The following is a 21625-nucleotide window of genomic DNA, read 5'->3' on the forward strand; positions in this document are numbered from 1 at the left end:
TGTTGTGGACGAGAAACAACGTTACGACGAGGGGCTGAACGTCCGCCGCGCAGTGCTTGGCGACGCCCATGTCGACCGCAGCCTCAACGCGCTGACCGAGTTCAACTCGGAGTTTCAGGAAATGATCACCCGCCACGCCTGGGGCGACATCTGGACCCGTCCGGGCTTGCCGCGCCACACCCGCAGCCTGATCACCATCGCCATGTTGATTGGCATGAACCGCAATGAAGAACTCAAGTTGCACCTGCGTGCTGCTGCCAACAACGGCGTGACGCGCGGCGAGATCAAGGAAGTGATCATGCAGAGCGCGATCTATTGCGGCATTCCGGCGGCGAATGCGACGTTCCACCTGGCTGAGTCGGTGTGGGATGAGTTGGGCGTCGAATCCCGGGAATAACTGGCAATAGCACAAACCTGTGGGAGCGGGCTTGTTCGCGAAAGCGGTGTTTCAGGCAACAATTTTGGCGGCTGAACCGATGCCTTCGCGAGCAAGCCCGCTCCCACGCTCGATCTTCAGTGAACGCAATTTTTGCGGTCATCAGAGGCCAAATGTAGGAGCGGGCTTGCTCGCGAAAGCGGTGTGTCAGACAACAATTTTGTCCGCTGACACGACGCCTTCGCGAGCAAGCCCGCTCCCACATTTGATGGGTGTTACAGCAGGCTGATCGGGTAGCTGACGATCAACCGGTTCTCGTCGAACTCGTTGTTGCTGTAGTCGCGGCGTATGGTCGAGTTGCGCCATTTGACGTTCAAATCCTTCAGCGCACCGCTCTGTACGGTGTAGCCCAATTCACTTTCGCGGCCCCATTCCTTGCCGTCGGTGACGGTGCCGGTGTGCACGTTTTCGCCGCTGATGTAGCGGTTCATCAGGGTCAGGCCGGGAATGCCGAGCGCGACGAAGTTGTAGTCGTGACGCACCTGCCAGGATTTTTCCTGAGCGTTGTCGTAGCTGGAGTTGTAGCTGTCGTTGGCCAGGGTGCCGCCGCTGGTGCCGTTGACCCGCATCCAGGCGCTGTCGCCGGTGAGTTTTTGCAGGCCGACGTAGAAGGTGTTGCCGCCGTACTTCGCGGAGAACATTCCCGACCAGGTCTTGTTGTCCAGATCCCCGGCGCGGGCACTGCCGTCTTCCTTGCCGTAGAAAAAACCGAGGTTGGCGCCCAGGGTCCAGTCGCCGATGGGTTGGCTGTGGATCAGGTTGACGTATTGCTGGCTGTAGATGTCCTTGAGTTCGGCGTTCCACAGTCCGATTTGTGTGCGCTTCTCGTTGAACAGGTATTCGCCGCCCTGGAAGTTGAAGCGGTCAGAGGTAAACGCCGCTTTGCCGGTCATCGACATGTCGCTCATGCTGCTGTCGTCACGCGGGCTGTTCTGGCGGAACTGACCGCCGTAGAGCGTCAGGCCATTGATTTCTTTCGAGGTGATCTGGCCGCCGCGAAAGGTTTGCGGCAGTGAGCGACCATCGTCCGAACGCAGGATCGGCAGCACCGGCATCCATTCGCCGACCTTCACTTCGGTCTGCGACAGCTTCGCCTTGAAGGCAACGTTGGTGCGACCGAAGCTGTCCGCCGGGCGTCCGTCATGATCCAGCGGCAGCAACTGAGTACCGCCGGTGCCTTTGCCGCCGTCGAGCTTCACCGAGTACAGCCCCAGCACATCCATGCCGAACCCGACGGTGCCCTGGGTGAACCCGGACTTGGCGTCGAGGATGAAGCTTTGCGTCCACTCTTCAGCCTTGCCCTGCGCCTTGGTCGGGTTGGTGAAGTTGCGGTTGATGTAGAAGTTGCGCAGGTTGAGGTTGACCTTGGCACCTTCGACAAAACCCGACTCTTCGGCTGTGGCGGGCAGGGCGGCGCTGGCCAGAGCGATGGCGATCAGGCTTGGAACCAAATACTGCGCAGTGGAAGGCGTCATGTGCTCGGTCTCTCTAATTCTTGGGGATGAAACGGGTTGATGCCGCAACCGTCGGGTTGCAGACAAAAGATTCGAATTCAAATGAAACGGGGCGAGATCAGCCAGACAGGGCGGGGCGCGGGGGCATGGTGTCGAACCTGTTGTTATTGGTTTTGTGTGGCGAATGGTGCGGGGAATGAACTGGATGGTTCAATTGGTAAAAGCGGGTTTTGGGCGATTATCGAACGCAAGATGGGGGCAGGTTGTTTGGTGTCTGAGCTGGCCTCTTCGCGAGCAAGCCCGCTCCCACATTTGACCGAGTTCTTTCAGAAGGAACGCGGGCGAATGTGGGAGCGGGCTTGCTCGCGAAGGGGCCAGAGCAGTCAATACACCTTTCCCAGCAGCCAACAAAAAGCCCACCAAACGGTGGGCCCCTTGTCTACAGCAACTCGATCAGAACAACTTCAACTTCGGCGCTTCTTCTTTCAGCGGCTCGACTTTCGCAGTCTGCTCATTCCAGCCACCGCCCAGTGCCTTGTACAGATTCACGGCGCTGGTCAGTTGCGCCAGACGGTCGGTGATCAGTGCCTGTTGGGCACTGAACAGCTGGCGCTGGGCATCGAGGAACGTCAGGTTGCTGTCGACGCCAATGCGATAACGACGCTCGGCCAGACGGTAGTAGTCCTGGTTGGCGGTGACGAAATCACGCTGGGCCTGCAACTGCTCGGTGTAGGTCTGGCGGGCGGCCAGGCCGTCGGCGACTTCCTGGAAGGCCGTTTGAATGGACTTCTCGTAGTTCGCCACGCCGATGTCTTTCTGGATTTTCGAGTAATCCAGGCTGGCGCGCAGGCTGCCGGCATTGAAGATCGGCAGGTTGATTTGCGGCTGGAACAACCAGGTGCCCGAGCCGCCCTTGAACAGGCCGGACAGGTCCGGGCTCAGGGTCCCGGCGTTGGCGGTCAGGCTGATGCTCGGGAAGAACGCCGCCCGTGCCGCGCCGATGTTGGCGTTGGCCGCTTTCAGGTTGTATTCGGCCTGGAGGATGTCCGGACGACGTTGCAGCAGGTCCGACGGCAGGCCGGGCGGTACGTCGCTCAACAGGTCGTCAGACAGCGGCTTGGCTTCTCGCAGATTGGCCGGGATGCCGGTGCCGAGTAGCAGCACCAGGCTGTTTTCATCCTGGGCAACCTGACGCGTGTAACGGGCCAGTTGTGCACGGGCGTTTTCCACCGAGGTACGCGACTGCGCCAGATCCAGGGCGGAAGCCACACCCACTTCGTTGCTGCGCGCGGTGAGCTTGTAGCTCTCCTCGAATGCACCGAGGGTGTCCTGAGTCAGCTTGCGCAGCTCTTTGTCGGCCTGCCACGTCAGGTAGGCATTCGCCACGCTGGCGACCAGGCTGATTTGCGTGCTGCGACGGCCTTCTTCCGTGGCGAAGTACTTCTGCAGTGCTTCTTCGCTCAGGCTGCGAACCCGACCGAACAGGTCGAGTTCATAGGCGCTGATGCCAACGGTAGCGGAGTAGGAACTGGTGATGCCCGCCTGGCCGGTCTGCGAAGCATCCGCCGGAACCCGCTGACGGGTGCCGGTGCCATTGGCCGACACGGCCGGGTACAGGTCCGCACGCTGGATGCGGTACTGCGCCGCGAACGCGTCGATGTTCAGCGCCGCGACACGCAGGTCACGGTTGTTTTCCAGGGCGACCTGGATCAGCTGCTGCAATGCCGGGTCATGGAAAAACTGCTTCCAGCCCTGTTCGGCGGCGGCCTGTGCAGGCGCCTGGGTCGGCGAATACGCCGGGCCTTGCGGGTATTGCGCTGCCACCGGTGCTTCAGGCTGCTGATAGTCGGGTATCAGCGAGCAGCCGCTCAGCACGAAGGCCGCGACGGCGATGGAGAGTAGCGACTTGCTCATTGGCCAGCCTCTTTAGAAGGTTCAATAGCGTCGTCCTGATCGGCGATTTTACGCTGACCCATGGCCGACACGGTGACAAAGAACAGCGGGACCCAGAAGATCGCCAGTACGGTGGCGGTGATCATACCGCCAATTACCACAGTACCGATGGCGTGTTGGCTGCCCGAGCCGGCGCCGGTGGAAATGGCCAGAGGCACCACGCCGAGAATGAACGCCAGGGAGGTCATGATGATCGGCCGCAAACGCATGCGACAAGCCTCAATCGCAGCCTCCTGCAAGCTCTTGCCCTGTTCATGCAGATCCTTGGCGAACTCGACGATCAGAATGGCGTTTTTCGCCGCCAGCCCGATGGTGGTCAACAGACCCACGAGGAAGTACACGTCGTTGGACAGACCCCGCAGGCTGGTAGCCAGCAGTGCACCGATAATCCCCAGAGGCACCACGAGCACGACCGCAATCGGAATCGACCAGCTTTCATACAGCGCCGCCAGACACAGGAACACCATCAGGATCGACAGCGCGAACAGCGCCGGCGCCTGGGAGCCCGCCAGTCGTTCTTCATACGACAGACCGGTCCAGGAAATACCGACACCGGCCGGCAGTTTCTGGGCAAGCGCCTCGACTTCGGCCATGGCTTCACCGGTGGAATAACCCGGAGCCGGGGCGCCGAGGATTTCCATCGCTTCTACGCCGTTGTAACGGGCCAGTTTTGGCGAACCGTAAATCCACTCACCCTTGGCAAACGCGGTGAAAGGCACCATGGTCCCGGCGCTGTTGCGCACGTACCACTTCTTCAGGTCCTCAGGGCTCATGCGCGCGCCGGGCTGGCCTTGCACGTAAACCTTCTTCACCCGACCACGGTCGATGAAGTCGTTCACATAGCTACTGCCCAAGGCAATCGACAGGGTGTTGTTGATGTCGGCGATGGTAACGCCCAGCGCACTGGCCTTCTCGTCGTCTATTTCCAACTGGTATTGCGGCTCGTCGTTCAGACCGTTCGGGCGCACTTGCGACAGCACTTTGCTCTGCGCCGCCATGCCGAGGAACTGGTTACGGGCAGCCATCAGCTTTTCGTGACCGATACCGGCGCGGTCTTGCAAGAACACGTCGAAACCGGTGGCGTTACCCAGCTCCAGTACCGCTGGCGGCGCGAAAGCGAACACCATGGCGTCACGGAAGGTGAAGAAGTGCTGTTGGGCACGGGCTGCGACTTTGAACACGTTGTTGTCGGCGTTACGTTCATCCCACGGCCTCAACATGATGAACGCCATACCCGAACTCTGGCCACGGCCGGCAAAGTTGAAGCCGGTGATGGTAAACACCGAGTTCACCGCATCGCCTTCACCGCCATCCTTGCTTGGGCGCAGCAGGAATTCACGCATTTGGTCCACGACTACCTGAGTGCGCTGGGCAGTCGAACCGGCCGGGGTCTGCACTTGAGCAAACAGTACGCCCTGGTCTTCCTCAGGGAGGAACGAGGATGGAATTCGCATGAACAACCAGATCATGCCGACGACGATGATCACGTAGGCCAGCAGGTACGGCACCTTGTTGCGCAGAATGTTGCCGACACCACGCTCATAGCTTTTCACGCTACGGTCGAAGTTGCGGTTGAACCAGCCGAAGAATCCGCGTTTCGGCACGCCGTGCTCGCCCTTGGGAATGGCTTTGAGCATGGTGGCGCAGAGCGCCGGGGTGAAGATCAGCGCGACCAGTACCGACAGGGCCATGGCCGAGACGATGGTGATCGAGAACTGCTTGTAGATCACACCGGTGGAACCGCCGAAGAACGCCATCGGCAAGAGTACCGCCGAGAGCACCAGGGCAATACCGACCAGCGCACCCTGGATCTGCCCCATGGATTTCTTGGTGGCTTCCTTCGGTGACAGGCCTTCTTCGCTCATGACCCGTTCGACGTTTTCCACCACGACGATGGCGTCGTCCACCAGCAGACCGATGGCCAACACCATGCCGAACATGGTCAGGGTGTTGATGCTGAAACCGAATGCCGCGAGGATGCCGAATGTACCCAGCAATACCACCGGTACGGTCATCGTGGTGATGACGGTGGCGCGGAAGTTTTGCAGGAACAGGAACATCACCAGGAACACCAGCACGATCGCTTCGACCAGGGTTTCAACCACACCCTTGATCGACTCGGTCACCACGGGCGTGGTGTCGTACGGGAACACCACTTCCATCCCTTGCGGGAAGAACGGCTTGAGGCTGTCGATGGTCTTGCGCAGGGCTTTCGCGGTGTCGAGGGCGTTGGCGCCGGTGGCCAGTTTCACCGCCAGACCGGAAGCCGGGGCGCCGTTGAACTGGGCGTTGATGCTGTAGTTCTCACCACCCAGACCGACGTCGGCGACATCTTTCAAGCGAACCTGAGAGCCGTCCTTGTTGACTTTGAGCAGAATTTTGTTGAATTGCTCAGCGGTCTGCAGGCGGGTCTTGCCGATGATCGTAGCGTTCAACTGAGTGTCGGGCAGGGCAGGCAGGCCGCCTAGCTGGCCGGACGATACCTGGACGTTTTGCGCGGCAATGGCGGTTTTGACGTCTATTGGGGTCAGGTTGAAGTTGTTCAACTTGGCCGGATCGAGCCAGATCCGCATGGCGTACTGGGAGCCGAACACCTGGAAGTCGCCCACGCCGGCTGTCCGCGAGATCGGATCCTGCATGTTGGACACGATGTAGTTGGACAGGTCGTCCTTGGTCATGCTGCCGTCACGCGAGACCACGCCGATCACCATCAGGAAGTTCTTCACGGCCTTGGTGACGCGGATACCTTGCTGCTGTACTTCTTGCGGCAGCAGCGGGGTGGCCAGGTTCAGTTTGTTCTGGACCTGAACCTGCGCGGTATCGGAGTTGGTGCCTTGCTCGAAGGTCGCGGTGATCGTCATGGTGCCGTCAGAGTTACTTTCCGAGGACACATAACGCAGGTTGTCGATACCGTTGAGCTGCTGTTCGATCACCTGCACCACGGTGTCTTGCACGGTTTGCGCGGAAGCGCCCGGGTAGGCCACGGAGATGGCGATCGCCGGCGGCGCAATGCTCGGGTACTGGTTGATCGGCAACTTGAGGATCGATAGAGCCCCGACCAGCATGATCACCAGGGCAATTACCCAGGCGAAAATCGGACGGTCGATAAAAAATTTCGACATGGTTTACTCCCCTTTGCCGCTGGAAGCCTTGTCAGCTGCCTGTGCGGGGGCCGGGTTCTTTGCGCCAACGTTAGTCGCCTCAGTGGCCTTGACTTCAATGCCAGGTTTGACGAATTGCAGTCCTTCGGTGATCAGGCGATCGCCGGCCTTCAGGCCGTCTTCGATCAGCCACTGGCTGCCGACAGTGCGGCTGGCCTTGAGTTGACGCAGCTGGACCTTGTTGTCCGGACCGACGACCAGCGCGGTCGGGGTGCCTTTGAGGTCGCGGGTCACGCCTTGTTGCGGTGCCAGGATGGCGGCGGCGTTGACGCCGGCCTGAAGCTGGGCGTGAACGAACATGCCAGGCAGCAGGGTGTGATCCGGGTTCGGGAACACCGCACGCAAGGTCACGGAACCGGTGGTCTGGTCAACCGAGACTTCGGAAAACTCGAGCTTGCCGTCGAGCTTGTACTGGCTGCCGTCTTCGAGGGTCAGCTTGACTGCGGCCGAGTTGTCGCCGGCCTTTTGCAGGCGACCGCTTTCCAGTTCGCGGCGCAGTTCAAGCAGCTCCACGGAAGACTGGGTAACGTCGACGTAGATCGGATCAAGTTGCTGGATCACCGCCATGGCGTCGGCCTGGCCACTGGTGACCAGTGCGCCTTCGGTCACGCTCGAACGACCGATACGACCGGAGAGTGGCGCGTAGACCTTGGTGTAGCGCACATTGATCTGGGCGCTTTGCATCGCGGCTTCCGATTGCAGGCGGTTGGCCAGTGCGGTGTCGTATTCCTGACGGCTGACGGCCTGCTCGTTGACCAGTTGCTTGTAGCGATCGGAGATCGACCTGGTCTGTTGCAGATTGGCTTCGGCGCTTTTCAGTGTGGCTTCATAAACCGCCGGATCGATCTGATACAGCTGCTGGCCGGCCTTGACGTCGCCGCCTTCCTTGAACAGACGCTTGAGAATGATGCCGTTGACCTGAGGGCGAACTTCGGCGATGCGGTAGGCGCTGGTGCGACCCGGCAGCTCGGACGTCAGGGTGAAGGCTTGCGGTTGCAGGGTGACAACGCCGACCTGAGGCGGTGGAGGTGCCGGTGGCGCCTCTTCCTTTTTACATCCGCTGAGCAGCGTTGCGAGGGCGACGGCAGTGACCAGAGCGGTAACAGCTGGCTTGAATTGCATGAAAATCCTCGGGTCAGGCGCGCAAATTGCGCACAAGAAATGTGTAAGGGTAAAAAATGTGCGCTGGGTGGATAAGTAGCTTGCTAAGGAATATACTTACGTTCATGGTTGTTTGTAAATACCTTGGCTGCGTACCCACTCCGTTACAAAAGCCGTTTCAAAGGTTCGGATTGTAGGCCGGGGACGACGCCCAAGAGCGTTCACCCCACTTTTGTTCAGCGGATGTTCAGGCATCGCTGAAGCACCCTGATTGAGGTTGTACCGACATGGTCCGTCGTACCAAAGAGGAAGCTCAGGAAACCCGTAGCCAGATACTCGAAGCGGCAGAGAAAGCCTTTTACGAACGGGGCGTGGCGCGCACCACGCTGGCGGACATCGCGACCCTGGCCGGCGTGACGCGCGGGGCCATCTACTGGCACTTCAGTAACAAGGCGGACCTGGTGCAAGCCATGCTCGATACGTTGCAAGAGCCGCTGGACGAAATGGCCAAGGCGAGTGAAAGCGAAGATGAACTCGACCCATTGGGTTGCATGCGCAAGCTGCTGATTCATTTGTTTCATCAAGTTGCCCTGGACCCGAAAACCCGACGCATCAATGAGATTTTGTATCATAAGTGCGAATTCACCGATGAAATGTGCGACCTGCGCCAGCAGCGCCGGAAGGTCAGCCTCGATTGCAATGTGCGCATCGGCCTGGCCTTGCGTAATGCGGTAAATCGAGGGCAGTTGCCGGACAATCTCGACACCGCCCGCGCGGCCATCTGCATTCATGCCTATATCGACGGCCTGCTGTACGAGTGGTTGCTCGCGCCGGACAGTTTCCAGCTGCACACCGAGGCCGAGCGTTGGGTCGATACCGGGTTGGAGATGCTGCGTTTGAGCCCCAGCCTGCGCAAATGAAGCAACCTGTGTAATCGGCTTCGCGCGCTCTACGGCAGTGGGGTGCTTTTATATACGCCCATTCGCTTGGATGACAGGTAGCAAGCTCAGTATTTTGTAGGAATTTTGTGTCTGGTCTGTGAGCGAATGTGAGTGCCGGGCATCAGACACAACTCCCTGTGGGAGCGGGCTTGCTCGCGAAAGCGGTGTAACAGTCGATATATGAAGTGGCTGACATACCGCATTCGCGAGCAAGCCCGCTCCCACAATGAATGGTGTTAAATCCCTGACGTTGTTCAGGTAATAAAAAGCCCCGGCTCTTTCGAGTCGGGGCTTTTGCGTTTCAACGGGTAGCGATTACAGCGTCGGGTAGTCGATGTAACCCACCGGGCCTTTGCCGTAGAACAACTCAGGACGTGCCTCGTTCAGCGGCGCATCGGCCTTCAAACGGGCCGGCAGATCCGGGTTGGCAATGAACGGCACGCCGAAGGCGACCGCATCGGCCTTGCCGCTGGCCAGCCAGGCGTTGGCGCTGTCCTTGGTGAAGCGTTCGTTGGCGATGTATGGGCCGCCGAAGGCTTCTTTCAGTTGTGGGCCGAGGCTGTCGGCGCCTTCTTTCTCGCGGGAGCAGATGAACGCAATGCCACGTTTGCCCAGTTCGCGAGCGACGTAGGTGAAGGTCTCGGACAGGTTGTCGTCACCCATGTCATGGGAGTCGGCGCGCGGTGCCAGGTGCACACCGACACGGCCGGCGCCCCAGACTTCGATCGCCGCGTCAGTCACTTCCAGCAACAGGCGAGCACGGTTTTCCAGGGAACCGCCGTAGTTGTCGGTGCGCTGGTTGGTGCTGCTTTGCAGGAACTGGTCGAGCAGGTAACCGTTGGCACCGTGGATTTCCACGCCGTCAAAACCGGCGGCCTTGGCGTTCTCGGCGCCGGTGCGGTAAGCGTCGATGATGTCGGCGATTTCGGCGGTTTCCAGTGCGCGCGGGGTGGGGTAGTCGGCCAGTGGGCGAACCAGGCTGACGTGACCTTTTGGCTGGATGGCACTCGGTGCGACCGGTGCTTCACCGTTCAGGTACGACGCGTGGGACACCCGGCCAACGTGCCACAGCTGCAGGAAAATCTTGCCGCCCGCGCCGTGGATCGCTTTGGTCACATTGGCCCAGCCACGCACCTGGTCGTTGGACCAGATGCCCGGGGTATCCGGGTAGCCGACGCCCATCGGCGTGACCGAGGTGGCTTCGCTGAGAATCAGGCCGGCCGAGGCGCGTTGTACGTAGTATTCGGCCATCAGCGCGTTCGGCACACGGCCCTCGTCGGCGCGGCAGCGGGTCAGCGGCGCCATGATGATGCGGTTGGTCAACTCGATGTCGCCCAGTTTGATCGGATCGAAAATAGTCGTCATGAAATACAACCCTCGTGAGGTATCAGTGGGTAGCAGGGGCCAGTTCGGGATTACCGCTCTGACGGAAAGTAATCAGGGTCACCAGCAGGGCGAGTACCGCCAGTGCAGCGGCCGCGAGTGGCACGCTGGTCAGGCCGTAGCCGTGGGCGATGACGCTGCCGCCGACCCAGGCGCCGAGTGCGTTGCCGACGTTGAACGCGCCGATGTTCAAGGTCGACACCAGGTTCGGTGCAGCCTTGCCGTAGGTCACCACGTTGACTTGCAGGGCAGGCACGGCGGCGAAGCACGCGGTGGCCCAGAGGAACAGGGTAATTTCGGTCGGGATGAGTGCAACGCTGGTCCAGGTCAGCACGGTGGAAATCACCGCCATGCTGATGAACACACCGATCAGCGTCGCCGCCAGGCCTTTGTCAGCCATTTTGCCGCCGATGATGTTGCCGACGGTCAGGCCCAGGCCGATGAGCATCAGGGTCCAGGTCACGCCGCGTGGCGAGACACCGGTGACTTCGCCCAGCAGCGGTGCGACATAGGTGAACAAGGTGAAGACCGATGCCGCGAACAATGCTGTCATGCTCAGCGACAGCCAGATACCGGCGCCTTTGAGGGCTCGCAGTTCGGCACGCATGTCGAGTTTTTCTTCGTCGCGCTTGGGTGGCAGGAAACGGATCAGGCCGATCAGGGCGATCACGCCAATCACAGTCACCGCCCAGAACGTCGAACGCCAGCCGTATTGCTGACCGAGCGCGGTGCCCAGCGGCACGCCGAGCACGTTGGCCAGGGTCAGGCCGGTGAACATCAGGGCCACGGCCGAAGCGCGTTTGTTGGCGGGCACGAGACCTGCCGCCACCACGGAACCGATACCGAAGAAGGCGCCATGGCACAGGGCAGTCACCACCCGGGCAAACATCAACACGTTGTAGTCACTGGCCACTGCACACAGCAGATTGCCGATGATGAAAATGCCCATCAACGCCACCAGTGCGGCCTTGCGCGGCAGTTTGGCGGTGGCCAGTGCCATGAACGGCGCACCGATGGCCACGCCGAGGGCGTAACCGGTCACCAGCCAGCCGGCGCCGGGGATCGACACGCCAAGGTCGGCCGCCACATCGGGCAGCAGGCCCATGATGACGAACTCGGTGGTGCCGATGGCGAAGGCGCTCAAGGCCAGAATGAGTAGCGAGAGGGGCATTGTTGATTCCTTGTCGGCTGACTGACGTTAAGGGTCAGAGCTCTTTGCTGAAGGTGCGGAGGAATTCCTGGATGGTTTCCTCGTTGCGTTTGAAAAAGTGCCACTGGCCGACTTTGCGGCTGCTGATCAGGCCGGCGCGTTGCAGGGTCGCGAGGTGTGCAGACACGGTGGACTGCGACAAGCCGCAACGTTGATCGATCTGCCCGGCACAGACGCCGTGCTCGTTGCTGTGGGTCTGGTCTGGAAATTCGACGTCCGGGTTTTTCAGCCAGTGCAGGATGTCTCGCCGTACCGGGTGCGCCAGGGCTTTTATTATTTCGTCGAGGTCGAGGTTCATGGCTTGGGGCTCGTGATGAGTAAAACGCTATATCGCGATGAGGCGAACTTTAAATCGGTATTTCGCGATATACCAATATGATTTTGGTCTGAAGACCGCGTAAATCGGTATATCGAGTTATAACGATATGATGTTGTAAAGAAGAGTATCCGCAGTGCTAAGCTGCGCGGCATGAACTATCTCGCACATCTTCACCTCGGTGGCCAGCGTCCCGGTCAATTGCTCGGCAGTCTGTATGGCGATTTCGTCAAAGGACGGCTGCAAGGGCAGTTCGACCCGGAGATCGAGGCGGCCATCCAGCTGCATCGCAGCATCGACGTGTTTACCGATCGCCATCCGTTGGTGGATGTGGCGTTGTCGCGGTTTTCCCTGACGCGTCGGCGGTACGCCGGGATCGTGCTCGATGTGTTTTTCGATCATTGCCTGGCGCGTGACTGGACGTTGTACGCGGATCTGCCGTTGGAGCAGTTCACTTCGGACGTGTATCGGGTGTTGTCCAATGAGCGGCAATTGCCGGAGCGGTTGGCAAGGATTGCGCCGCACATGGTGGCGAATGACTGGTTGGGTTCTTACCGGGAGTTTGACGTGCTGGAGCAGGTGTTGCGGGGGATTTCACGGCGGTTGACCAAGCCTGAGGAATTGGCGGCGGCGATGCAGGAGTTGCGGGTGTTGTATGAGCCGTTGAGCGATGACTTCAGATTGTTCTACCCCGAGTTGCAGGCATTCGCTGCAACGCCGCGAATCTAATGTGGGAGCAGGCTTGCTCGCGAAAGCGGTGTGTCAGCCACCATTGATGTCGGCTGACACACCGCTTTCGCGAGCAAGCCCGCTCCCACAGGGGATTTGTGTTTCTCCGGGGGAATTGCGTCAGGCCGCAATCGCCGGACGCATCGGAACTTGCTGTTTCTCCGGAATCGCCCCGAACAACGCCTTCTGCACCGCTTGCTGAGCTTCAAACGCCAGTGCCGCACGCTCGCGACCTTCGCAGGCAATCGGCTTGAGCAGATGAATCTCCACCTCACCCCGGTCATTGGCAAACAACCGCATCAGGTGCGAGAGCAAGTCATCATCACCAATGAACGGTGCCAGCGAATCCACTTCACCTTCGCGCAAATAACGAATCGCCACCGGCTGCAGCTTCGTTTGCGAATCAATCGCTGATGACAGCAGGCGCCCATGAAACGTACGCAGGGAGCGGCCATCGGTAGTGGTGCCCTCCGGAAACATCAGCAACGCATGTTCCTGCTCCAGATGACGGGTCATTTGTTTGCGGATCAACTGACTGTCGCCCGAACCGCGACGGATAAACAGGCTGCCCGCCTTGGCCGCCAACCAGCCCGCCACCGGCCAGGTGCGCACTTCGGCCTTCGACAGAAACGACAGCGGCGTCAGCATGCCCAGCAGCGGGATGTCGGTCCAGGACACATGGTTGCTGACCCAGAGCATCGATTCCTTCGGCAATTTACCGTGCACCGTCACGCGAAAGGGCAGGGCATTCGCCAGGCGCGCCATGAAAAATCGCGACCAACGCTGACGGCGGACCATCGAGTGGGCGATGCCCAAGCGCTCGAACACGCCGAAGACACTGGCCATGCTCAGTCCCAATGTCACCACCACCAACACTCGCGCAATCCGCGCGTACACCCGCAGACGGCTCATTACACAGCCGCCTTGAAGTGCTTGGCGTAGCGCGGGCAGAGTTCGTCGCGCTTGAGCAGGATGAACACGTCGGCGACCTGGAAGTCTTCGTCCCAGCACGGCTCGCCGCAGATCTTCGCACCGAGGCGCATGTAGGCCTTGAGCAGTGGCGGCATTTCGGCGATGACGTTGGAGGGGATGTCCAAAACCGGCAGCGGCTTTTTCGGTTCGGCGCGCAGGTGTTCAGTGCACAGATAACGTTCGCGCAGACGCTGCATGATCGCGTGGGCCTGAATGCCGCCGTCCTGCATCGGGATGCTCGCGCAACCCATCAAATAGCTGTAGCCGCCCTGGTTCAGGACTTCAGCCAGTTCGCCCCAGAGCACCGCGATGGTGCCGCCGTTGCGGTAGGCCGGGTCGACGCAGGTGCGACCGATTTCGAGGATCGGGCCTTTGAGGTGGACCAGGCCGTGCAGGCTGAATTCTTCTTCGCTGTAAAACCTGCCCAGGCTGCTGGCGGCCGTGTGGTCGAGCAAACGGGTGGTCGCCACCAGGCGCCCGGTGTTCAAGTCGCGCACACCGATGTGAGCGCAGTGAACATCGTAATCATCCATGTCCAGACCCAGCTCCGCGCCTTTCAGCTTGGCGTTGAATTCGCCGCTGAACACGTTGAAGCGCAAGGCCTGGGCTTCCTGCAAGGCCTCGGCGCCCACCAGGCGTTCGGCTTGCAGGCGGCGTTCATTGCCGGTGTCGCTGATGCGGGCGATCTGAGTCATGACGAATCTCCGTGCGGGCTGCTCACCCGTCTTGGGGTTACAGCGGATCGACTTTCTTTATCCAGCCTTGTTGTGCAAAGTCAGGCTATGTAGCCCCGGTGTCATCGCCATGAAGCTTTGGTGATGCTTATATGACAGCCCACGAGGAGCCTCTTATGCCCTGGCAAAACCTGTTGAACCGCCGCGATCGCTTGCCTGCCAATCCAGACCTGGCGGAGGGTTTCGCGACCTTGTTGCATCAGTTGGGTACGGTCACGCCGTTTGAGCTGGCGGTGGTCGGCGGACGCCTGATGGCGACACCGGGACTGGCGTTTCTGGTGGGTTATCAGGCGGCGTTGCGCATGCTCTGGCCGAGCGCGCCGCCGAGCCTCGGCGCGTTGTGCGCGACCGAGCAGCGCAGCCTGCGGGTGGCGGACATGCAGACGCGTCTGACCGACCTGCGTCTGAGCGGACGCAAGGACTTCGTCACGGCCGGCGATGCGGCGGACTGGTTGCTGATCGCCGCCCGCAGTGAAGAACCCGGCGATGATCCGCGCCTGAGCCTGGCCGTGGTCTATCCCGGCGAACCGGGTGTACGGGTGGAAAAACTCCCGGCGATCCCGCTGATGCCGGACATCAGCCACGGTCGGTTGCTGCTGGAAAACGCGCTGTGCGAATTGCTGGCGGGGGATGGCTGGGACGCGTATGTCAAACCGTTCCGCACCCTCGAAGACATCTATGTGCTGAGCGCCATGACGGCGTGGTTGTATGGGGTTGGTCAGGACAGCGACTGGCCGCAGAACGTGTTACTGCGTTTGCTGGCGTTGCTGGCCGGATGCGCGGAAGTCAGCCGGCAGGCGCCGAACAACCCGGCCGGGCATGTGCTGCTGGGTGGGTTGTTTGCGCAGTTTGACGGGTTGAAGGTTGAGGTGAATCAAGCGTTGGCCGATGGGACGCCGGAGTGGGCGGCGATGTGGCAGCGGGATCAGTCGGTGATGGATTTGGCGGCGGGCGCCAGAGGGAAGCGGTTGGCCAAGGCACTTGCTGGATCTTCGCTGAATTGACCGGCCCCTTCGCGAGCAAGCCCGCTCCCACATTGGATTTATGTTGTGCCAAAGATTTGAGTCCGGCACAGATCCCATGTGGGAGCGGGCTTGCTCGCGAAGACGGCCGGATGAACGACACAAAATCCAAAACTGTCATCAACCTCGACTAAGCTCAGCCGGTTCATCCCTCCGAGCCCCCACCATGTTCAAAGGCTTGCCCCTGCTGTTCATGCTGCTGCTCAGCCTCACGGCCCACGCCGAGCACTGGCCAGCCGAGCAATGGTCCACCGGCCCAACTGTCAGCGGCCCGGCGCTCCAAACCCTGGAAACCTACGCCTTCCCACCCCGCGACGACAGCACCCGAAAAGGCATCCGCACCGATGCCTTGCTGGTGATCCGCGACGGCCAGTTGATTTACGAACGCTACGCCGGCCCGACCACTGCCGACACGCCGCACCTGACCTGGTCGATCAGCAAAAGCCTCATGGCCACGGTGCTCGGCGTCGCCTATGGCGAAGGCCTGTTCAAACTCCAGGACCCGGCGCTGAAGTTCTATCCACCGCTGGAAAAACACCCGGCGATCACCCTCGCCGATCTGCTGCACTGGGCCTCTGGCCTGGACTGGCAGGAAGATTACGAATACGCCCCGTTGAAGTCCTCGGTGGTGGCGATGCTTTACACCCGCGGTCATCACAATATGGCTGCATTCACCACCGATCACGCCGAGTATGCCCAACCCGGTCAGGCCTTTCGGTATTCCAGTGGCGACAGCAATCTGCTGGCCGCGGCGCTGAAAAACATCGTCGGCCCGGCACGCTATCCCGACTATCCATGGACGGCGCTGTTCGAACCCTTGGGCATTCGCCACGCCGTTTGGGAAACCGACGCCACGGGCACCTTCGTCGCCTCATCCTATGCCTACCTCACCGCGCGGGACCTGGCACGAGTCGGCCTGCTGATGGCCCGCGACGGTCGTTGGGGCGACCGGCAATTACTGCCCAAGGATTGGGTCGCCTTCAACCGCCAGCCTTTCGACCGCTATCGAGCCCATCAGGACGAGGCGGTGCCGGGCGGTCAGTGGTGGCTCAATCGCGCAGCGGATGGCGCCGCACAACCCTGGCCCGATGCCCCCGCCGACACCTTCGCCGCACTCGGCCATTGGGGCCAGGCGATGTACGTGATCCCCAGTGAAAACCTGGTGATCGTGCGCTACGGCGATGATCGCGATGGCCGCTATCGACACAACGAACTGCTCAAACTCGCGCGCATGGCATTCGCCGGGAAGGTGCAGCCATGAACCGCCGCAGTTTTGTCCGCCGCCGACCGTTCAGCACGCTGTGGTTGATCCTGCTGATCGCCTTGCTCGGCTGGATCTGGCAGGAGCGGGTGGCGCTGTGGGCGTTCCCGGACATCATCAGCGCCTACACCGCCAAGGAATATTGCTCGTGCCGGTATGTGATGAACAACGACGCCGAATATTGCCATGGCTATGTGAAGCAGTGGATACCCGTCACCGGCTTTACCGATGACCCCGCCAGCAAGCGCATCACCGTCAGCGGGATGGGCCGCAGCAACAACGCGCAGTGGATCGGCAAACGCCAAGGCTGCCGCCTGACGCCTTAACAGCGGCGATGCTCTTTTGTGGCGAGGGAGCTTGCTCCCGCTCGGCTGCGTAGCAGTCGTAAAACCTGCACTCGCGGTTCGTCTGATAGAACTTGTTACCTGACATTGGGAGCGCTTCGCACTCCAGCGGGAGCAAGCTCCCTCGCCACAAAGGTTCGGTGTCGGTGATGGACAGTTTGCATCTGGCGCATAGGCGGTTAAGGTTCGTGCAGGTTTATTTTCAGCACAGGTCTTTATGTTCAAGCGGTTCCTTATCAAAACCTTGGCATTTGTGTTGCTGGCCTGCGCTACTTTGTCGGCCCAAGCCAATTGGTACCTGGACGGCGAGTCCTCGCGGCTGTCGTTCGTCAGCACCAAAGACGCCAACATTTCCGAAGTTCAGCGCTTCTTGGTGCTGCACGGCAAAGTCAGCCCCAAAGGCCTGGCCGAGGTGGAAGTCGAGTTGGAGTCGGTGAACAGCGGCATCCCCTTGCGTGACGAACGCATGCGCAAGGAATTGTTCGAGATCCAGACTTTTCCCGAAGCCTTGATCACTGCACAAATCGATCTGCGCCCGATCAACGACCTCGCGCCCGGCGCGCAACTCGAATTGCGCCTGCCGGTGACCGTCAACCTCCATGGCAAACAACACGACTACAACGCCGAACTGCTGGCGACCCGTCTGGATGACCGGCGCTTTCAGGTGGTGACGCTCGAACCGCTGGTGATCAACGCCGCGGATTTCGACCTGGCACCGGGGCTGGACAGTTTGCGCAGGGTCGCCGGTTTGTCGGCGATCAGTCTGTCGGTGCCGGTGGGTGCGGTACTGATTTTCACGGCGCGTTGACATGGCCGGCGCGATTTTTCCGTGGCGTGAAGGCAACCACTTCGAGCTGCTGATCGACGGTCCGCAGTTCTTCCCGCGCATGCTGGTCGCGATTGCCCGCGCCGAAGAGCAGGTCGAGCTGGAGCTGTACCTGGTGGAGGCGGGCGCCTGTGCCGAAGCCATGGTTCAGGCGCTGGTCCAGGCGGCCGAGCGCGGTGTGCGGGTGCGCTGCCTGTTCGATGATTACGGCAGCCTCGCGTTTACCCTGACCTTGCGTCAGCGGCTGATGGCGGCGGGTGTCGAACTGCGTTTCTACAATCGCCTGAGCTGGCGGCGCTGGGTCGGCAATCTCTATCGCGATCATCGCAAGCTGTTGCTGGTCGATCAGAGCATGGCGGTGGTCGGCGGCACCGGTGTCACCGATGAGTTCTGGACGCCGGGCGAAGACACCAGCGAATGGCACGAAGTGATGGTGGAAATCACCGGCCCCCTGGTCATAGACTGGCAGTTGCTGTTCGACCGCCAATGGATCGCCAACCGCCATCGACGCGCCTGGAAACCTGCCTCGCATTTCGGCTTGCCGCGATTGCCGCGCGTGCCGTCCACAGGTGAGGGCATGGGCCGCGTGGCGTATGCCGACGCCCGTCAACACCGCGACATTCTGCAATCACTGGTTCGTGCGTTGAACAGTGGCCAGAAGCGAATCTGGCTGGCCACACCGTATTTCCTGCCGACCTGGAAAGTCCGCCGCTCGTTGCGTCGGGCGGCCGGTCGAGGTGTTGATGTGCGTCTGCTGTTGACCGGCCCGCGCACCGATCACCCGTCGGTTCGCTACGCCGGGCACCGTTATTACCCGCGACTGCTCAAGGCCGGGGTGCAGGTCTTCGAGTACCAGCCGTGCTTCCTGCACCTGAAAATGGTGCTGATCGATGACTGGGTGAGTATCGGCTCGTGCAACTTCGATCACTGGAATTTGCGATTCAATCTGGAAGCCAACCTTGAGGCGCTGGACCCCGGGCTGACGAGGGCGGTGGCGGCGAGTTTCGAGCGTGACTTTGCGTTGAGCCAAGAGGTGAGCCTGGAGGCATGGCAACGCCGGCCGTTGTGGCGACGGGTCAAGCAAAGGGTCTGGGGATGGGTGGATCGGCTGGTGGTGAATCTGCTGGATCGCCGGGGTTAATCCCAATCTCCGCAACACCCTAAAACCACTGTGGGAGCGGGCTTGCTCGCGAAGGCGGTGTGTCAGTCACCATGATGTCGACTGACAGTCCGGCTCCGCGAGCAAGCCCGCTCCCACATTTGTTATGTGTTGCCTGGAAGGGTTACAGCAACTCAAAGCTCTGCTGCGTCACGTCCTGGGAATCCAGGCCGATCTGCACGTTGAACTTGCCTGGCTCCGCTGCGTACTTGAGCTGGGCGTTGAAGAACTTCAGGTCATCCTCGGTGATGGTGAAGTGCACGACTTTCTGTTCGCCGGCCTTGAGCGTGATTTTCTGGAAGTTCTTCAGTTCCTTCAGCGGCCGGATCATCGAACCGGTCACGTCCTGGATGTACAGCTGCACCACGGTTTCGCCGTCACGCTTGCCGGTGTTTTTCACCATGACGCTGGCGTCGAGCCTGCCGGTCTTGTTCAGCGTGGTCGATGACAGCGCCATGTCGGTCAGGCTGAAGTCGGTGTAGCTCAGGCCGAAGCCGAACGGGAACAGCGGACCTGTGGTGTCATCGAAATACTGCGAGGTGTAGTTGCCCGGTTTGCCCGGCGTGAACGGCCGACCAATGCTCAGGTGGTTGTAGTAGGTCGGAATCTGACCGACCGAACGCGGGAAGGTGATCGGCAGTTTGCCCGACGGGTTGTAGTCGCCGAACAGCACGTCGGCGATGGCGTTGCCGCCTTCGGTGCCGCTGAACCAGGTTTCCAGAATCGCGTCGGCCTGGTCTTTCTCTTCGAGAATCGACAGCGGACGGCCGTTCATCAGCACCAATACCAGCGGTTTGCCGGTGGCTTTCAGCGCCTTGATCAACTCGCGTTGGTTGGCCGGGATGTTCAGGTCGGTGCGGCTCGACGATTCGTGGGACATGCCACGGGATTCGCCTACTGCGGCGACCACCACATCGGCATCCTTGGCGGCTTTCACCGCTTCGTCGATCAGTACATTGGCCGGACGCGGATCATCCACCACTTCCGGTGCATCGAAGTTGAGGAAGTTCAGGTAATCAACGGCTTTCTTGTCACTGGTGATGTTGGCGCCACGGGCGTAGATCAGTGTCGATTGCGCGCCGAGTGCGGTGGTCATGCCGTCGAACAGCGTCACCGACTGCGCAGGGCGACCGTTGGCGGCCCAACTGCCCATCATGTCGATCGGTGCCTTGGCCAACGGACCGACCAGGGCGATTTTCGCGGTTTTCTTCAGCGGCAGGGTTTCGCCCTGATTCTTCAGCAACACCAGGCTGCGGCGCGCAACATCGCGAGCCTCGGCGCGGTGCAGGCGGCTGTCGGCGTTCGTGTCGGCCGGATCATCTTCAGCCTTGCCGATGCGCAGGTACGGGTCTTTGAACAGGCCCATGTCGTACTTGGCGGCGAGCACTTCCCGCACGGCGTTGTCGATGTCGCTCTGCTCGATCTCGCCGGCCTTCAACAGACCCGGCAGTTCTTTGCCGTACAGGGTGTCGTTCATGCTCATGTCGATGCCGGCCTTGATCGCCAGCTTCGCGGCTTCGCGACCGTCAGCGGCAACGCCGTGCTTGATCAGTTCGAAAATCGCCCCATGGTCGCTGACCGCCAGGCCCTTGAAGCCCCATTCCTTGCGCAGCAGGTCGTTCATCAGCCAGGTGTTGGCGGTGGCCGGCACGCCGTTGATCGAGTTCAGTGCAACCATCACCCCGCCGGCACCGGCGTCAATCGCGGCGCGGTATGGCGGCAGGTAGTCCTGGTACATCTTGACCGGGCTCATGTCGACGACGTTGTAGTCGCGACCGCCTTCGACCGCGCCGTACAAGGCAAAGTGCTTGACGCTGGCCATGATGCTGTCAGCTGCGTTCGCGCCAGTGCCCTGGAACGCTCTGACCATGACGCCGGCGATGCGCGACACCAGATACGTGTCTTCGCCGAAGCCTTCGGAAGTCCGGCCCCAACGCGGGTCGCGGGAGACGTCGACCATCGGCGCGAAGGTGATGTCGACGCCATCCGACGCGGCTTCCTTGGCGGCGATGCGCCCGGACAGGCCTATGGCGTCCATGTCCCAGCTCGACGCCAGCGCAATCGGGATCGGGAAAATGGTGCGATGGCCGTGGATCACGTCATAGGCGAAGAACATCGGGATCTTCAACCGGCTGCGCATGGCCGCGTCCTGCATCGGACGGTTTTCCGGGCGGGTGATGGAGTTGAACGTGCCGCCGATGTTGCCGGCGGCGATTTCCTTGCGGATCAGCTCCCGAGGCATTTCCGGACCGATGCTGATCAGGCGCAACTGGCCGATTTTTTCATCGAGGGTCATCTGCTTCATCAGGTTGCTGATGAAAGCGTCCTTGTTTTCCAGAGGTGCGGGCGTCGTGGCGGCCAATACGGTATGACTGGCCAGGCTGACGAACAGACCCAGCAAACACAGCTTCTTCATGAATGGTTTTCTCTAAAGCCTAAACGGCAGGGAATACGCGCCGGTCAGCCAAAATTTAAGGAGCGACTATTGTTGTTCAGGTAAATGCAGCACACTTCTGCGTGTTTTTGCGCTGGTGCATCTTTTAGCCCATTGGCTCGATGCAATCCAGTGGCGGCGGCAGATTATGCCCCAAGAGGCCGGTCAGAAGGTCGCTGGTTGTTTTTT

18 protein-coding genes are annotated in these 21625 nt (G+C 60.7%); 8 read left to right on the forward strand and 10 right to left on the reverse strand.

The window, feature by feature from the left end; all coding sequences use genetic code 11:
* Positions 1 to 4 precede the first annotated feature (4 nt).
* Positions 5 to 397, forward strand: a complete 393-nt coding sequence (gene pcaC, locus ACA073_RS06320; protein ID WP_008005892.1) for a 4-carboxymuconolactone decarboxylase — start codon at positions 5 to 7, stop codon at positions 395 to 397.
* Between the two features lie 254 nt (positions 398 to 651).
* On the opposite strand, the gene ACA073_RS06325 is transcribed toward pcaC, so the two are convergent.
* From ACA073_RS06325 to emhA, 4 genes are all read right to left on the reverse strand, one after another.
* A complete protein-coding gene (locus ACA073_RS06325) occupies positions 652 to 1911 on the reverse strand; it encodes an OprD family porin (protein WP_497402415.1) in 1260 nt (419 codons plus the stop codon).
* Between the two features lie 432 nt (positions 1912 to 2343).
* Positions 2344 to 3804, reverse strand: coding sequence for an efflux RND transporter outer membrane subunit EmhC (emhC, locus tag ACA073_RS06330; RefSeq protein WP_497402417.1), 1461 nt, complete (start codon positions 3802 to 3804; stop codon positions 2344 to 2346).
* Complete coding sequence (gene emhB, locus ACA073_RS06335; RefSeq protein ID WP_497402419.1) at positions 3801 to 6965, reverse strand: efflux RND transporter permease subunit EmhB; 3165 nt, start codon at positions 6963 to 6965, stop codon at positions 3801 to 3803. The genes emhC and emhB overlap by 4 nt, the downstream gene beginning before the upstream one ends.
* 3 nt (positions 6966 to 6968) lie before the next feature.
* Positions 6969 to 8126, reverse strand: a complete 1158-nt coding sequence (gene emhA, locus ACA073_RS06340) for an efflux RND transporter periplasmic adaptor subunit EmhA (RefSeq protein WP_497402421.1) — start codon at positions 8124 to 8126, stop codon at positions 6969 to 6971.
* A gap of 266 nt (positions 8127 to 8392) precedes the next feature.
* Here emhA and emhR point away from each other — a divergent pair, with 266 nt between their 5' ends.
* Complete coding sequence (emhR, locus tag ACA073_RS06345; protein ID WP_497402423.1) at positions 8393 to 9025, forward strand: efflux system transcriptional repressor EmhR; 633 nt, start codon at positions 8393 to 8395, stop codon at positions 9023 to 9025.
* Positions 9026 to 9361: 336 nt separating this feature from the next.
* On the opposite strand, the gene ACA073_RS06350 is transcribed toward emhR, so the two are convergent.
* The 3 genes from ACA073_RS06350 to ACA073_RS06360 are packed head-to-tail and all read right to left on the reverse strand — an operon-like array spanning position 9362 to position 11937.
* Positions 9362 to 10411 carry an alkene reductase gene (locus ACA073_RS06350; protein ID WP_497402425.1) on the reverse strand — a complete coding sequence of 350 codons (1050 nt, stop codon included), beginning with the start codon at positions 10409 to 10411 and terminating at the stop codon, positions 9362 to 9364.
* Between the two features lie 22 nt (positions 10412 to 10433).
* Positions 10434 to 11600: an MFS transporter gene (locus tag ACA073_RS06355; RefSeq protein ID WP_497402427.1), complete on the reverse strand. Its 1167-nt coding sequence runs from the start codon at positions 11598 to 11600 to the stop codon at positions 10434 to 10436.
* 34 nt (positions 11601 to 11634) lie between these two features.
* A complete protein-coding gene (locus tag ACA073_RS06360; protein WP_497402429.1) occupies positions 11635 to 11937 on the reverse strand; it encodes an ArsR/SmtB family transcription factor in 303 nt (100 codons plus the stop codon).
* A gap of 171 nt (positions 11938 to 12108) precedes the next feature.
* Here ACA073_RS06360 and ACA073_RS06365 point away from each other — a divergent pair, with 171 nt between their 5' ends.
* Positions 12109 to 12684: an acyl carrier protein phosphodiesterase gene (locus ACA073_RS06365; protein WP_497402431.1), complete on the forward strand. Its 576-nt coding sequence runs from the start codon at positions 12109 to 12111 to the stop codon at positions 12682 to 12684.
* 120 nt (positions 12685 to 12804) lie between these two features.
* Here the strand turns inward: ACA073_RS06365 and ACA073_RS06370 are convergent, their stop codons facing one another.
* Together ACA073_RS06370 and olsB are read right to left on the reverse strand one after the other, a co-directional pair.
* A complete protein-coding gene (locus ACA073_RS06370; RefSeq protein WP_497402433.1) occupies positions 12805 to 13596 on the reverse strand; it encodes a lysophospholipid acyltransferase family protein in 792 nt (263 codons plus the stop codon).
* Positions 13596 to 14351: an L-ornithine N(alpha)-acyltransferase gene (gene olsB / locus ACA073_RS06375; protein WP_084321729.1), complete on the reverse strand. Its 756-nt coding sequence runs from the start codon at positions 14349 to 14351 to the stop codon at positions 13596 to 13598. The genes ACA073_RS06370 and olsB overlap by 1 nt, the downstream gene beginning before the upstream one ends.
* A 155-nt stretch (positions 14352 to 14506) precedes the next feature.
* Here olsB and ACA073_RS06380 point away from each other — a divergent pair, with 155 nt between their 5' ends.
* From ACA073_RS06380 to ACA073_RS06400, 5 genes are all read left to right on the forward strand, one after another.
* A complete protein-coding gene (locus ACA073_RS06380; RefSeq protein WP_497402435.1) occupies positions 14507 to 15394 on the forward strand; it encodes an acyl-CoA dehydrogenase in 888 nt (295 codons plus the stop codon).
* 184 nt (positions 15395 to 15578) lie between these two features.
* Positions 15579 to 16673 (forward strand): serine hydrolase domain-containing protein, encoded by a 1095-nt coding sequence (locus tag ACA073_RS06385; protein ID WP_497402437.1) that lies wholly within the window; start codon positions 15579 to 15581, stop codon positions 16671 to 16673.
* A complete protein-coding gene (locus tag ACA073_RS06390) occupies positions 16670 to 16999 on the forward strand; it encodes an amidase (RefSeq protein WP_497402439.1) in 330 nt (109 codons plus the stop codon). Before ACA073_RS06385 ends, ACA073_RS06390 begins: the two co-directional genes overlap by 4 nt.
* A gap of 235 nt (positions 17000 to 17234) precedes the next feature.
* Positions 17235 to 17825, forward strand: a complete 591-nt coding sequence (locus ACA073_RS06395) for a YceI family protein (protein WP_497402441.1) — start codon at positions 17235 to 17237, stop codon at positions 17823 to 17825.
* Position 17826: 1 nt separating this feature from the next.
* Positions 17827 to 18984 (forward strand): phospholipase D-like domain-containing protein, encoded by a 1158-nt coding sequence (locus tag ACA073_RS06400; RefSeq protein ID WP_497402443.1) that lies wholly within the window; start codon positions 17827 to 17829, stop codon positions 18982 to 18984.
* Between the two features lie 142 nt (positions 18985 to 19126).
* Here the strand turns inward: ACA073_RS06400 and bglX are convergent, their stop codons facing one another.
* A complete protein-coding gene (gene bglX, locus ACA073_RS06405; RefSeq protein ID WP_497402445.1) occupies positions 19127 to 21418 on the reverse strand; it encodes a beta-glucosidase BglX in 2292 nt (763 codons plus the stop codon).
* Positions 21419 to 21625: the final 207 nt, after the last annotated feature.

This window comes from Pseudomonas sp. LBUM1670 (assembly GCF_059695695.1).